Source organism: Nocardia sp. NBC_00511, from assembly GCF_045161165.1.
GTDB lineage: Bacteria > Actinomycetota > Actinomycetes > Mycobacteriales > Mycobacteriaceae > Nocardia.
Map to the genome: position 1 here is coordinate 6,614,708 of NZ_CP107849.1, position 12,574 is coordinate 6,627,281.

Sequence of the window (12,574 nt, forward strand, 5' to 3'; positions counted from 1 at the left end):
AGTGCCGGACGATCAAGCGGCCCTGCTGCGCGCGCTCTACGAAGAGCACGCCGCGGCGCTGTGGCGCTACACCTACGGTCTGGTCGGCGACCCCGGCCGGGCCGAAGACATCGTGCAGGAAACCCTGCTGCGGGCCTGGCAGCGGCCGAATGTGCTGGACCAGTCCACGTCGTCGGCCCGGGCCTGGCTGTTCACGGTGGCACGTAACCTGGCAGTGGACGAGCACCGCAGCGCACGCAGCCGGCGCGAGTTCCGCACCGACAACCCGCCCGAGGTGCCCGTACCCGACAAGACCGATCGGGCGCTGGACGGCTGGATGGTCGCGGACGCGCTGGCCCGGCTGAGCATCGACCACCGCGATGTCATCGTGCGGGCCTACTACCGCGGGCTGTCCACCCACCAGATCTCCGAGGAGTTGGAGATTCCGGAGGGGACGGTCAAATCCCGTATGCACTACGGCATGCGGGCGCTGCGTTTGGTGCTACAGGAGATGGGGGTGACGAGATGACCGAGGGCCACGAACTTTGTGACGGCTACACGACCTGGGACGGCGCATATGTTCTCGGAGCTCTCGCCCGCGACGACCGCCGCGAGTACGAGGAGCATCTGACCGGGTGCGACTCCTGCCGACTGGCCGTGTCGAAGCTGGCCGGGCTGCCCGGACTGCTGGCGCTGGTGGACACCGAGACCGCGTTTTCGATTGCGGCACAGGAGGATCCGCCCTCGACGGTACCGCCGCCGCCGGAACGGCTGCTGCCCACGCTGGCGGCGCAGACCGCCAAGCGGCAGCGGCGTGTCCGCTGGCGCAACGCGGCCGGGGTGATCGCGGCGGCCGCCGCGGCGGTGGCCATCGCCGTCCCGGTGACCACCTCGCTCGCCGATCACGACACCGCACCCGCCATCCAGCAGGTGGTGGCGCAGGGTCCGTTGCAGGCGCAGACCGACACTCCGATCGTGGCCACCTTCAAGGTGATCTCGATCGCGGGCCAGACCCGGGTCGACATGTGGTGCAACTACCCGCCCTCCGACGAGGAGTACGTGTGGACGCTGTCGATGTGGGTGACCCGGGCCGACGGCGTGCAGTCCAAGCTGGCCGAGTGGACCGCGAAGCCGGGACAGGTGCTGACCCCGGACGGCACCACATCGGTGTCGCCGGAGCAGTTGAAGACGGTCGAGATCCGCAACGGATCCGGGAAGGTCCTGCTCGCAGCGGGACTCTGAACACAACGGTGGCGCATCCCGACCCGGGATGCGCCACCGTCGTTGCGCCACAGTCGAATTCGGCTACTTGATGCGGCGTCGGAACACGCTCGTCGACCAGAGGTAGCCGAACGCGCCCAGTGCCACGCACCAGCCGACGGCCAGGATGCCGTTGTGCCCGATCGCGCCGCCCATCAGCAGCCCGCGCAGGGTCTCGGTGATCGGGGTGAACGGCTGGTATTCGGCGAACTGCTTGACCCCGGCGGGCATGGTGTCGGTGGGCACCAGGCCGCTGCCGAGGAAGGGCAGCAGCAGGATCGGCATCGGCATATTGCTGGCGCTCTCCGGCGTCGAGGCGATCAGGCCGAACCCGACGCCCAGCCAGTTGAGCGCGAACAGGGTCAGCGCGATCAGGCCCAGGGCCGCGATCCAGCCCACCGCGTCGGCGTGCGGGCGGAAGCCGACCGCCAGCGCCACCAGGGTCATGGCGCTCACCCCGAGCAGGCCCTGGATCCAGGTGCCGACCACATGCCCGGTCAGCACCGAGGGCTGCGAGAAGTGCATGGTGCGAAAGCGATCGATGATGCCCTTGGTCATGTCGCTGGCGACCGACACCGCGATGCCCGCGACCATGTAGGCCGGAATGATCAGCATCATGCCGGGGGTCAGGTAGTCGATGTAGCTGCCGCCGGTGGACGACTTCAGCGCGCCGCCGAACACGTAGTTGAACACCAGCAGCAGCACCACCGGCATCACGATCATGCTGACGGTCATGCCCGGATATCGCTTGGCGTGCACCAGGTTCCGGCGCACCATGGTGCGCGAGTCGGTGAGGGCGGTGGTCACGGTGGTCATCGGATGGCCTCTTTCTCGGGAGCGTGGCCGCCGGTGAGGGCCAGGAAGACGTCGTCGAGGTTGGGGGTGTGCACGGACAGGCCCTCGGGTTCGATGCGCTCGGCGTCGAGGCGGTCGATCACCTCGCGCACCGAGCGGACCGCGCCGTCACTGGGGATGGCGAGGGTGAGATCGCCGTTGACCTGCGAGGCGGTCTCGAAAGCCCTTGCGGCGGAATCGAATTCGGCGCGCTCGGCGAAGTCGAGGCGGATGTAGCCGCCGGGCACCAGGCGCTTGAGCTGATCGGCGGCGCCCTCGGCCACCAGCCGCCCGCCGTGCAGTACCGCGATGCGGTCGGCCAGCTGGTCGGCCTCCTCCAGGTACTGGGTGGTCAGGAAGATGGTGACGCCGCCGCCGACCAGTTCGCGGATGATGTCCCACATGCCGCGGCGGCTGCGCGGATCCAGGCCGACGGTGGGTTCATCGAGGAAGATGATCCGGGGTCGGCCGACCAATGTCATGGCCAGGTCCAGACGGCGGGTCATGCCGCCGGAGTAGCTGGAGGCCACCTTGTCGGCGGCCTCCTCCAGATCGAACTTCTCGAGCAGATCGGCGGCGCGCCTGCGGTTTTCACCGCGCGGCAGGTGCTGGAGATCGCCCATGAGCAGCAGGTTCTCACGCCCGGTGAGCAGTTCGTCGACGGCCGAGAACTGGCCGGTGACCCCGATGACCGAGCGCACGCCGTCCGGATCGGTGGCGAGATCGTGTCCGCCGATGACGACCTCGCCGCTGTCGGGATGTTTCAGCGTGGACATGATCTGCACCGCGGTGGTCTTGCCCGCGCCGTTCGGCCCGAGCAGCGAGAACACGCTGCCCTCGGGCACGTCGAAGTCGATGCCGTCGAGCACCAGGTGCTCGCCGAAGGATTTGCGCAGGCCGGTGACGGATATCGCCGCCGGTCGTGGGTCGATGGTCATGGTTCCCCTCTGATCAATAGATACGCATGAATGCATGCGTCAGCTGAGCCGTGACCGCCGAGGCGTGCGATCAAGGTGGGTGGTTACGCGATTGTGTTGTGCTACAGGGCCTTCGGGACTACGAAGGAATCAGATATCGAGGTCCTCGACCTGCGGGTGTTCGGTGGCGTCGACGACGCGGGCGTAGAGCCGGTCGGGCACCTTGCCCTTCAGCTCGGCGAGGGTCTCGGCGACTTCCAGGTCGAAATCGCCCCAATTCTGTTCACCCACACCGAGGAAGCGCCGCCACTGCCGCCAGTCCTTGAGGATGTTGGTGTCGGTCGGGAACTCCGACCAGTTGGAGTAGTGGCTGTGCACGGCATACGCGCCCTTGCGTGTGCGGTACACCCGGATGTCCTCGATGCGCTCGTTGGTCACCTGGTGCCAGTCGGCGAGCAGCGAGCCGGAGAAGCGGACCTGCCGCACGCCGTCCTTGCCCACCTTGAGGACCACCTCTTCGTAGCCCTCCCTGCGTCCTTCCTCGAGCTCGATGAAGCGTCGCAGTGCCGTCACGATCGCGCCCGAGAGATTTCCGCCCACCAATTCCTGCGCGCGCGAGAACAGCTTCAGGTCATCATCGGATACGTAGATCGTCTTGTTCGGCATGTTTCCAACTATACGTAGACGTATACATACATACAAGACCTGTCGCGAAGCGCGGTGATTGAACCGCTGACGACTCGCATTCGTATCCCGGATTGAAGGCACGCGGGCACCCGGTGGAACCCACCGAAAGGAAGACGCCCATGCACAGCGGTACACGGGTCGCTGACCACCTGGTCAGAGCTGTTTCGACCCTGGGCGTCCGACACCTGTTCGGGGTCGGCGGAGCCAATATCGAAGACCTCTACGACGCGGCCTTCGACCATCGCCACCTGATCACCGCGGTGGTCGCCAAGCACGAGTTCGCGGCGGCCACCATGGCCGACGGGTACGCCCGCTCCACGTCCGGGCTCGGCGTCGTCTGCGCCACCTCCGGCGGCGGGGCCATGAACCTGGTCGCCGGGCTCGCCGAATCCTTCGCCTCCCGGGTCCCGGTGCTGGCCCTGATCGGTCAGCCACCGACGGTCCTGGAAGGCAAGGGCGCCTTCCAGGACACCAGCGGGCAGGCCGGCTCCTTCGACGCGGTCGCGCTGTTCACGCCGATATCGCGGTACTGCGCCCGCGTCGAAGCCCCCGCCGACCTGCCCGCCCATCTCACCCGCGCCGTCACCGCGGCGTATCGCGGCGGGCCCGCGGTGCTGCTGCTGCCCAAGGACATTCAGCAGGCCGACCTGGTCGCCTCCGACTTCGTGCCGCCCACCCGCGCCTACCGCCGCGAGATCGAGAACCTGTGGCGGGTGCTGCACCTGGTGCGCGCGGCGCGCGCCACCGGGAAGGTGGTGCTGATCGCGGGCGATCAGGTGGCCCGCGATGATGCCCGGGCCGAACTGGCCCGCTTCGCCGCCCTGCTGGACGCGGCGGTCGGGGTGGCCCCCGATGCGAAAGATGTGTATCACCACGCGGATCCGGGATTCTGCGGGGTATCCGGGAGCATGGGCCACCCCGAGCTGATCGACGCGCTGCGTGGCGCGGCGCTGTGCGTGCTGGTCGGGACCCGATTGCCGGTCACCGCGAGCGCCGGACTCGACGACGCGCTGCGCGAACTGCCACTGGTGAGCATCGGCGACGCGCCGCCGTTCCCATCGGCCGTGCACGCGCACACCAACGACCTGGCCAGGACCCTCGACGAACTGTCGAGCGAATGGCACACCACCACCGGGGAGAGCACCGCCGCGGTGATCCCGCTGCGACCCCATCGCGCCGCCCCGACCGCGCTGCCGGTGCCACCGGCCGACGGTCCCGGGCTGCGCTACCGGGAGGTGGTCGAGACCATCAACAACGGCTTGCCCGACGGCGCGGATGTTTTCGCCGATGCGGGCAACACCGGCGCGGCCGCGGTACATCACCTGCGGTTGCCACGCGCCGGACGCTTCACGGTCGCCCTCGGTATGGGCGGCATGGGCTACGCGTTCGGGGCCGGTATCGGCTCCGCGTTCGCCCGGCACCGCCGCCCGGACGGCAGCACCCGCCACACCTTCGTGATCGCGGGTGACGGCGCTTTCTTCATGCACGGCATGGAGATACACACCGCCGTCGAACACGAGCTGCCCATCACCTTCATCGTCCTCAACAACAACGCGCACGCCATGTGCGTCACCCGCGAACAGCAGTACTACGGAAATCGGTACAGCTTCAACAGATTCCGGCCGGCGTATCCGGGCGCCGGAATGGCGGTCATGTTTCCGGAACTGTGCGTCCACACCCCGTGCAGCACGGCCGAACTCGCCGCGGCACTGCGGCACTGCGTCGGCGACCCGGGACCGTCACTGATCGCCATCGACTGCGATCCGGACGAAATCCCGCCCTTCACACCGTTTCTGACGGCCCCCAGGAGGCAACCGTGACCACCAGCGCCCTGCCCGCACTCAGCGATATTCCCGGCGTCGTGCCGGGTGTGCTGCGCATCGAGAACTCCGATCGCGAACAGACCACCCCGATCATCCTGGACATGCTCCGATCGGTGTACCCGCACGACCAGATCTTCGGTGACTATTGCCCGGTCCAGGGCTATATCGACGCGCCGCCGCGGGAGCTCTACGAATATCTCTCCGACACCCGCTCGCTCGAGGAGTGGACCTACAGCCTGCGCGGCTTCACCGAGACCGGCGAGCCCGGACTGTGGGAGTCCTACGACCGGCTCGGCGACAGCACCCGCATCTACACCCGCACCGTCGCCAACCCGGACGCCATGACCGTCGACTACCACTGCGCCTGGGACCAGAGCGAGCACCTGTGGATGATCTACCTGATGCGGGTCGTCGACGCCCAGGTGGTTTTCGACAAGCCGGGATCCGTTGTGCTGTGGACGAATTGCCGTCACCCGTACTACGACAAGAACCCCTACAAGGACGTCGCGCCGGAGGGCCGCAAGGTGTGGGTCGGCGACTTCTGGGAGATGTTCGCCGCCGGGCATCAGCTCGAGCTCGACAACCTCAAGGTCATCGCCGAATATCGCGCGTCGCACGGCCTGCCCCTCACCCCCGCCTGGATGCGGGCCTCGTCGGATCAGAAATGAGCTGTGGCGCCATGGATTTCACCGAACCGTCCCTGCGGACGCCGCCTGTCAGCCTGGTCGACGTGGCCGGGTACCTGCCCGGCGAACCGGTCGGGACCGAGTACTTCACCCAGTTCTCCCGCTCGGATCGGATGGCCAAGAACGTCATGTTCCGCGCGCCCAAGGGCCGACATCACGTCGCCCGCGGCGAGACGGCGGTGGACATGGTCGAGCGCGCGGTCGCGCCGCTCGTGGAACGCCATGGCAGCCAGGAGATCTCGAATATCGACGTGCTGCTCACCCACACCCAGCTGCCCGACAATCCGGTGCTGGGCGCCGGGCCGGAGGTGGCGCGACGCCTGGACATGAAGCCGCGCTACGTCTTCGACGTGCACAACGGCGGCTGCGCGGCCTTCGTGCACATGATGTGGCTGGCCCGGATGATCCTGCAGACCACCGACGCGCGCTCCGCGCTGATCGCCTGCTCACAGAACTGCGCGGGACCGGTGTTCACCCAGTCCGACATTCGCGGGCTGGCACAGGCTCCCGTGCCCGGTGACGGCTGCGGGGTCGGGCTGATCGTGAAGAACAATTCCGCGCCGATCCTCGACATCGAATGCCGGACCTATCCCGAATTCGCCGGGGACATGGAGTTCAGCACCAACAGCGAACGCAAGTACTGGGAGCCAGGTGAAGGCCAGGGCTGCGTGACGTTCTCGGAATCCAAGGTGGCCAAGGTGTTCTCGCGTGGCAACCGGCTGGTGCCCGAGGTGGCGCAGGCGGTGTGCAAGCGGATCGGGGTGAAGAGCCGCGACCTCGACACGCTGATCACCAATCAGCCCAACCGGCTGTTCCTGCGCAACTGGAACGACGCCCTCGAACTGCCGGCGGAACGACATCCCGACACCTTCGACTCCTGCGGAAACCTGTTCGCCGCAGGCATTCCCGTCACTCTCGACGCCGAGAACCAGGCGGGGCGGCTGCGCAACGGTTCGGTCGTCATGATGGCCGCCTTCGCACACGCCGGAGACTTCGCGGGTGCGGCGGCCGTGCGCTGGGGGGCGGCGCGATGACCGGCAACGATGCGGGAGACCGCGAGCGCCCCGCGCCCCGAATGGCCGCCCCGGTGCATTGGCCGACCGGGTTTCGTGGCGCGGAACTGCCTGCCGGACCAGCTGATTCGGCACTGTCGCAGTCGCGGCGCGACACCATCCGCTTCGATCTGAGCCTGAGCGAGAATCCGTTCCCGCCGCTGCCGTCCGTCGTGGCGGCGCTCGACGACTGTCTCGGCGCGGCCAACCGGTATCCGGAATTCCTGCCGACCCTGCTGCCCACGCTGATCGCCGATCACCTCGGGGTGGATCCGGAGCAGGTGGTGGTCGGCTCCGGCGCGACCGGGGTCGCCATGCAGATCATGCAGACCCTCGCCGCACCCGGCGACGGATTCATCTATGCCACACCGACATTCGACGGTTATCCGATCATGGCGGAGATGATCGGGCTGCGACCGGTGGCGATCCCGCTGGATACCGGTGGCCGCCAGGACCTCTGGGGCATGGCACGGGCCATCGACGCGGACACCGGACTGATCGCGGTGTGCCGCCCGCACAACCCGACCGGCACCGTGGTCTCGGCCAGCGAGCTCAAGGCGTTCCTCTGCTCCGTGCCCGCCCACATCCCGGTCCTGCTGGACGAGGCCTATGTCGAATTCCTCGGCGTGGCAGACACTCTCGACGTCCACGAGCTGATCCGGCGACATCCCAACGTGCTGGTGCTGCGCACCTTCTCCAAGGCGTACGGGCTGGCCGGACTGCGCATCGGCTACGCCTTCGGCGCCCCCGACCTGGTACGGCGCGTACACCGGCTGCAACTGCCGTTCGGCGTCCCCGCTACGGCGGTGGCGGCGGTGCGCGCCTCCTACGCCGCCGCGGCCGAATTGGGCGCGCGCATCCTGCGCATCACCACCGAACGCGAACTGCTGCGCACCGAACTCCGCCGCGGCGGCATCCGAGTACCCCGCAGCAGCGCCAACTTCCTGTTCCTGCCCGGCCGCGATATCGCCCCCACCCTGGCCCGGGCCGGGATCGTGGCCAAACGCTATCCCGACGGCAGCGCCCGCATCGCGGTCGGCGATCCGGGCGCGGACCGCGCCGTCCTGCACGCCCTGGCGACCCGGCCGTCGGCGGGCAAACGCACCCTGCGCCGCGACGACAGCCGCCTGCTGTCGGTCACGGCGCGCTACGAGCAAAGCGTTGTGCGAGGGCCGCGCAGGTGATCAGCTGAATCTGGTGGAACATCATGAGCGGCAACACGATCAGGCCCACCGGGTGACCCGAGAACAGCACGGTGGCCATCGGTAGTCCGGTGGCCAGGCTCTTCTTGGAACCGCAGAACACCACCACGATCCGGTCGGCGCGATCGAATTTCAGGGACTCGCCCAGGAATCCGGTCGCGGCGATCACGATCGCCAGGATCACGCCGCACACCACGGCCAGCAGCAGAATCCGCCACGGCGACATGGCATGCCAGATGCCCTCCACCATGCCCGCGCTGAACGCGCTGTAGACCACCAGCAGGATGGAACCGCGATCCACCAGCTTGGTCGGCTCGGCGTAGCGGGACAGGAAACCCTTCACCTTCGGGCGGATGAGCTGACCCAGGAAGAACGGGACCAGTAGCTGCAGCACGATGTCGATCACGGCGGACGGATCGACCTTGGCCTGGCCGGTGGTGTTCATCAGCAGGATCACCAGGGCGGGAGTCAGGAAGACGCCCAGCAGGTTCGACACCGTGGCGCTCACGATCGCGCCCGCCACATTGCCTTTGGCGATCGAGGTGAAGGCGATCGAGGACTGCACGGTGGACGGCACCAGGCACAGGAACAGCACACCGGTGTAGAGGTCGCTGGTGAGCACATGCGGGACCAGCACCCGCGCGCCCAGGCCGATCAGCGGGAACAGGATGAAGGTGCAGGCCAGCACGGTGGTGTGCAGTCGCCAGTGCTTGAGGCCCGCGATCGCCTCCTGCGGGGCCAGGCGCGCGCCGTAGAGCAAGAACAGCAATCCGATGGCGATCTTCGTCAGCCAGTTCACGATCTCGGCGGCATCGCCACGGGCCGGGAAGATACTGGCCACGACGACGACAGCGAGGATCGACAGGATGAACCCGTCTATGTAGAACTTGCTGAGAAATCGCACCAGAGCAGGCTAATCGGCCCGGATTGTCCCGATTAACACAGCACCCGTGCAGCGGCGATACTGATGGTGATCGACTGTCTCGACGACTCCCGAGGGGAATCGCCATGGTCCCGTGGACCACCATCTCGGCCGCCCCGGCCGCGACCCAGACCTGGGGAATCTCCGGTCCGGCCTTCCTCCTGCTCTATGTGATCGCGGTGGTCGCGGCCTTCGTTGCCGGACTCGTCTGGCGCTCCAGGATCTTTCGCGCCGCCGATCCCGGCCGCGCCGCCGCCGGAGTGCTGCGCCCCAGCGAGACCGCCCTGCTGGTCGACGACCGGCGGCCGGTGCTGGCCGGGCTGGCCCAGCTGCGCGGACACCAGATCATCGACTCCACCGGTCGGCCCGTGCGCACCCCGCAGCCCGACGAGCAGCAGCGGCTCGACCCCATCTCGGGTGCGCTCTACTCGCATCTGCTGTCCTCCGACAAGCGCCACGTCGCCGATCTCACTGCGGCAGCGGCGCCTTCGGTGGCGCGGATGCGCGAGGATCTCTCCGATCGCGGCTACATGGTCGGCGAACAGCAGCGAAACTCGCTGCGGCTGGTCACCCTGCCGTTGCTGCTGCTGATGGCGCTCGGTGTGGTGCGGCTGTTCGCGGGCATCGCCGGACGCCATCCGGTCGGGCTGCTCATCCTCGCCCTGATCGCCACCGTCCCGCTGTGGTTGCTGCTGCGGCGCACCCCGCGACTGACCAAGCGCGGCAAGGAGGCGCTGCTCGGCGCGGCCACCCGCAACAGCCATCTGCGCCCGGGCAATTCGCCCTCCTACAGCTCCTACGGACCCGACAGCGCCGCCCTGGCCGCGGCCCTGTTCGGCGGCATGGTGCTGTGGACGCTGGACCCGGCGCTCGCGGGCGCGGCCAGCGTCGCGGCCGGCGGCATCGGCGGCGGGGGTGGGGGCGGCGACAGTTGCAGCTCCGGTTCGAGTTGCAGCACCAGCTCCAGTTGCGGATCCAGCGACAGCGGCGGGGGCAGCAGTTGCGGGAGCAGCTGTGGCAGCAGTTGCGGCGGTGGGTGCGGCGGATGAGCACGTCACCGCTGCCCGCGGGCGCGGTCGGCATCGGCTGGCGGCGCGAGATCTGCGGCATCATCGCCGAACTCGACGGCATCGGGTTCTGCGAGGTGATCGCCGAGACGCTGCCCCGGCAGGGTCGCCGCGGCGCCGCGAGCCGGCGGGTGGCGGTGCCCGAGGAACTCGCCGAACTCCTCGCTGGTGGCATACCCGCTGTGCCGCACGGCATTTCACTGTCGCTCGGCGGTGCGGAACCGGTGGACGAGCAGCGCGCCCTGCATCTCGGTGACTGCGCGCGAGCCCTGGGCGCGCCGCTGGTGAGCGAGCACATCGCCTTCGTCCGCGCGGCCGGGCTGGAGGCCGGCCACCTGCTGCCGGTCCCCCGCACCCGCGAGGCCCTGGACGCGTTGCAGCGCAATATCTTCCACACCGCCGTGCACCTGGACGTGCCGCTGGCCGTGGAGAACATCGCGACTCTGTTCGAATGGCCAGACGCCGAGTACACCGAGGCCGAATTCCTCACCGAGCTGGTCGAACGCACCGGCGTCTACCTGCTGCTGGACATCGCCAACGTCTACGCCAATGCCCGCAACCGCGGCCTCGACCCGCTCACCGAACTGCTGCGCCTGCCCACCGAGCGCGTCGCCTACTGCCATATCGCGGGCGGCTCCGAATCCGGTGGCCGCTATATCGATTCGCACACCCACGCCGTCCCCGCCGAGGTGCTGGCCCTGGTCGCCGAATTCGCACCCGGCCGCAGCACGCCGCTGATGCTGGAGCGCGACGGAAACTACCCGCCCGCAAGCGAACTCGCCGCCGAACTGGCGGCCATCGCCGCCGCGGCCCAGCGCACCCCGATCACCCTGCGCACCGACCCGGCCTACCGATGACGCGCCGGACCCTCGAGGAGCAGCAGGCCGAACTGGTGCGGGCGCTGGTGACCGGCGCCGAGGTGCCGCCCGGCTTCGACCGCGCCGACGTCACCGCCGCCGCGCACGGCCTGCTGCACAAGCGGGCCGAGGAGGTGGCACACCGGTTTCCGCGACTGGTGCACGCGGCCGGACCGGAGTTCCGTGCCCGCTATGTGGAATGGGCGGCGCGACGGCCGAAGTCGACCACCGCCTCGGATGCCGCGGCGTTCGCCCACGACCTCGGACTCCCCGAGCCGCTGCCCGCGCCCGGGCGCTGGACGCGACTGCGGGCCCGGCTGCGCTGAGGGTTCACCCGGCTCGGGCATGCTGGGCACATGATCGAGGTAGTCACCGTCACCACCGAGCAGGAGCTGGCCGACGCGTACGCCGTGCGGATGCGGGTGTTCGTGGACGAGCAGGGCGTGCCCGCGGAGATCGAGATCGACGAACTGGACGAGATCGCCGACCACTTCCTGGCCCGGCTCGACGGTGCACCGGTCGGCGCGGGCCGGCTGCTCGTCCGCGACGAGGTCGGGGTGCTCGGCCGATTGGCGGTGCTGGAGCAGACCCGCGGCACCGGACTCGGCGCGGCCCTGGTCCGGGCGATCGAGGAGCGCAGCCGCGCGCGCGGACTGCGCGCGGTGGAACTGCATTCGCAGACGCAGGCGCGCGGCTTCTACGAGAAGCTCGGGTACGAGGCGTACGGGGAGATCGGCATGGACGCGGGCATCCCGCACATCTGGATGCGCCGCGAACTCGTGAACTGACTCCGCGAGCTCAGTGGAACCGATTCGGAATCAGGCGGGTTCGCAGGCGTCGCGCAGCGAGCACGAGCCGCAGGAGCTACCGCAGCCGCCGACCTTGTCCTCGGGGAACGCGGTGGTGAGAGCCTTCTCGGCCGCCGCCGCACCCGCACCCAGCGTGAACAGCGAGATGAGCACGGCGAGCACCGCGATCACCAGGGCCGGAATGCCGCCCGCCACCAAAGCCACCGCGCCCGCGGCCGCCAGCAGCAGACCTGCCACGATGGAGGTCGGCGCAGCCACCTTGTTGGCCAGCTTGAAACCCTCCTCGGTCTTCAAGGCGGCCTCGGAGTGCACCCCGAAATACCGGTTACCGGGCAAGGTGCCGGTGAACCCGAGCACGCCCGTGACCACGGCCACAGCCGCGAAGACAAAGAGGATCAGCGCCACGAAGAACACCCCGTCACGGTACACGGTGCCTATTTGCCCTCCGCTTCGCTCCGGGCGGGTTCGCGGCCCAAAGT

General features: G+C 68.7%; 15 protein-coding genes. 10 read left to right on the forward strand and 5 right to left on the reverse strand.

Features of this window, described 5'->3' with window-relative positions; genetic code table 11:
• Position 1 precedes the first annotated feature (1 nt).
• Together OG300_RS30880 and OG300_RS30885 are read left to right on the forward strand one after the other, a co-directional pair.
• Complete coding sequence (locus OG300_RS30880) at positions 2-508, forward strand: sigma-70 family RNA polymerase sigma factor (protein ID WP_405487019.1); 507 nt, start codon at positions 2-4, stop codon at positions 506-508.
• On the forward strand, positions 505-1,221 hold the full coding sequence (locus OG300_RS30885; RefSeq protein WP_405487021.1) for a zf-HC2 domain-containing protein: 717 nt from the start codon (positions 505-507) through the stop codon (positions 1,219-1,221). Before OG300_RS30880 ends, OG300_RS30885 begins: the two co-directional genes overlap by 4 nt.
• 63 nt (positions 1,222-1,284) lie before the next feature.
• On the opposite strand, the gene OG300_RS30890 is transcribed toward OG300_RS30885, so the two are convergent.
• The 3 genes from OG300_RS30890 to OG300_RS30900 all read right to left on the reverse strand — a co-directional run bounded on the left by OG300_RS30890 (position 1,285) and on the right by OG300_RS30900 (position 3,656).
• Positions 1,285-2,055: an ABC transporter permease gene (locus OG300_RS30890; protein ID WP_405487023.1), complete on the reverse strand. Its 771-nt coding sequence runs from the start codon at positions 2,053-2,055 to the stop codon at positions 1,285-1,287.
• The gene (locus OG300_RS30895) at positions 2,052-3,011 is read right to left on the reverse strand and encodes an ATP-binding cassette domain-containing protein (RefSeq protein ID WP_405487025.1); all 960 of its coding nucleotides are present in this window, start codon (positions 3,009-3,011) and stop codon (positions 2,052-2,054) included. The genes OG300_RS30890 and OG300_RS30895 overlap by 4 nt, the downstream gene beginning before the upstream one ends.
• A 129-nt stretch (positions 3,012-3,140) precedes the next feature.
• Positions 3,141-3,656, reverse strand: a complete 516-nt coding sequence (locus OG300_RS30900) for an EXLDI protein (RefSeq protein ID WP_405487026.1) — start codon at positions 3,654-3,656, stop codon at positions 3,141-3,143.
• Positions 3,657-3,796: 140 nt separating this feature from the next.
• Here OG300_RS30900 and OG300_RS30905 point away from each other — a divergent pair, with 140 nt between their 5' ends.
• From OG300_RS30905 to OG300_RS30920, 4 genes are read left to right on the forward strand one after another with little or no spacing between them, the layout of a single operon-like run.
• On the forward strand, positions 3,797-5,497 hold the full coding sequence (locus OG300_RS30905; RefSeq protein ID WP_405487028.1) for a thiamine pyrophosphate-binding protein: 1,701 nt from the start codon (positions 3,797-3,799) through the stop codon (positions 5,495-5,497).
• Positions 5,494-6,168 carry an SRPBCC family protein gene (locus OG300_RS30910; protein WP_405487030.1) on the forward strand — a complete coding sequence of 225 codons (675 nt, stop codon included), beginning with the start codon at positions 5,494-5,496 and terminating at the stop codon, positions 6,166-6,168. The genes OG300_RS30905 and OG300_RS30910 overlap by 4 nt, the downstream gene beginning before the upstream one ends.
• Positions 6,169-6,179: 11 nt before the next feature.
• Complete coding sequence (locus tag OG300_RS30915) at positions 6,180-7,220, forward strand: 3-oxoacyl-ACP synthase III family protein (RefSeq protein WP_405487032.1); 1,041 nt, start codon at positions 6,180-6,182, stop codon at positions 7,218-7,220.
• Positions 7,217-8,422, forward strand: a complete 1,206-nt coding sequence (locus OG300_RS30920) for an aminotransferase class I/II-fold pyridoxal phosphate-dependent enzyme (protein ID WP_405487034.1) — start codon at positions 7,217-7,219, stop codon at positions 8,420-8,422. Before OG300_RS30915 ends, OG300_RS30920 begins: the two co-directional genes overlap by 4 nt.
• Here OG300_RS30920 and OG300_RS30925 read toward each other — a convergent pair.
• Positions 8,376-9,344, reverse strand: a complete 969-nt coding sequence (locus OG300_RS30925; protein ID WP_405487036.1) for a bile acid:sodium symporter family protein — start codon at positions 9,342-9,344, stop codon at positions 8,376-8,378. The genes OG300_RS30920 and OG300_RS30925 overlap by 47 nt on opposite strands.
• A gap of 104 nt (positions 9,345-9,448) precedes the next feature.
• Between OG300_RS30925 and OG300_RS30930 the strand changes: the two genes are divergently transcribed.
• From OG300_RS30930 to OG300_RS30945, 4 genes are read left to right on the forward strand one after another with little or no spacing between them, the layout of a single operon-like run.
• Positions 9,449-10,411, forward strand: a complete 963-nt coding sequence (locus OG300_RS30930; RefSeq protein ID WP_405487038.1) for a TIGR04222 domain-containing membrane protein — start codon at positions 9,449-9,451, stop codon at positions 10,409-10,411.
• On the forward strand, positions 10,408-11,286 hold the full coding sequence (locus tag OG300_RS30935; RefSeq protein WP_405487040.1) for a DUF692 domain-containing protein: 879 nt from the start codon (positions 10,408-10,410) through the stop codon (positions 11,284-11,286). Before OG300_RS30930 ends, OG300_RS30935 begins: the two co-directional genes overlap by 4 nt.
• Complete coding sequence (locus OG300_RS30940; protein ID WP_405487042.1) at positions 11,283-11,612, forward strand: hypothetical protein; 330 nt, start codon at positions 11,283-11,285, stop codon at positions 11,610-11,612. The genes OG300_RS30935 and OG300_RS30940 overlap by 4 nt, the downstream gene beginning before the upstream one ends.
• 30 nt (positions 11,613-11,642) lie before the next feature.
• Positions 11,643-12,074 carry a GNAT family N-acetyltransferase gene (locus tag OG300_RS30945; protein WP_405487044.1) on the forward strand — a complete coding sequence of 144 codons (432 nt, stop codon included), beginning with the start codon at positions 11,643-11,645 and terminating at the stop codon, positions 12,072-12,074.
• Positions 12,075-12,104: 30 nt separating this feature from the next.
• Here OG300_RS30945 and OG300_RS30950 read toward each other — a convergent pair whose 3' ends face one another.
• On the reverse strand, positions 12,105-12,509 hold the full coding sequence (locus OG300_RS30950) for an SdpI family protein (protein WP_405487046.1): 405 nt from the start codon (positions 12,507-12,509) through the stop codon (positions 12,105-12,107).
• Positions 12,510-12,574 lie beyond the last annotated feature (65 nt).